Here is a 969-nt window from a genome sequence, read left to right as displayed (position 1 = left end):
GCCGTGATGTGATGGCCGCCGCCCAGACCGGTACCGGCAAAACCGCCGGCTTTACCCTGCCGCTTCTGGAACGCCTGCGCACCGGCACGCCTGCCCGCAACAATCAGGTCCGCGCCCTGGTGCTCACGCCAACCCGCGAGCTGGCCGCCCAGGTGGCGGAAAGCGTCTCCACCTACGGCAAGAACCTGCCGTTGACGTCCAGCGTGGTATTCGGTGGTGTGAAGATCAACCCGCAAATGCAGCGCCTGCGTGGCGGTTGCGATGTGCTGGTGGCCACACCGGGACGCCTGCTGGACCTGTATCAGCAGAACGCAGTGAAGTTCGATCACCTGGAAGTGCTGATCCTGGATGAAGCCGACCGCATGCTGGACATGGGCTTTATCCACGACATCCGCAAGATCCTCTCGAAACTGCCGCCCAAACGTCAGAACCTGATGTTCTCTGCCACCTTCTCGCCGGAAATTCGTGCCCTGGCCAAAGGGCTGGTCAACGACCCGGTGGAAGTGGATATCAGCCCGCGCAACACCACCACCGAACTGGTCACCCAATGGATCGCCCCGGTGGACAAGAGGCGCAAACCCGCCCTGCTCACGCATCTGATTCAGGAGCACGGCTGGTTCCAGGTGCTGGTATTCAGCCGCACCAAGCACGGCGCCAACAAGCTGGCCAAGCAACTGGAAGCCAGCGGCATTGAAGCCGCCGCCATCCACGGCAATAAAAGCCAGAACGCCCGCACTCGCGCCCTGGCCGACTTCAAAAGCGGCAAGGTGCGCGCGCTGGTCGCCACTGACATCGCCGCCCGCGGCCTGGATATCGAACAGCTACCCCAGGTGGTCAACGTGGACTTGCCCAATGTCCCCGAGGATTACGTGCACCGTATCGGCCGCACCGGCCGGGCCGGCGCCACGGGCCAGGCCATTTCCCTGGTCAGTGCCGACGAGTTCCAGCAGCTCAAGGACATTGAGCGCC

Annotated in this window: 1 protein-coding gene; it reads left to right on the top strand. The window is 63.6% G+C overall.

The window, feature by feature from the left end; all coding sequences use genetic code 11:
- Positions 1-969 (top strand): DEAD/DEAH box helicase (locus tag A3754_RS03210; protein ID WP_063518833.1); only part of this gene is annotated, 969 nt, incomplete at both ends.

It is taken from the genome of Alcanivorax sp. HI0083 (genome assembly GCF_001635175.1).
This window is presented reverse-complemented; position numbering and strand designations above follow the sequence as displayed.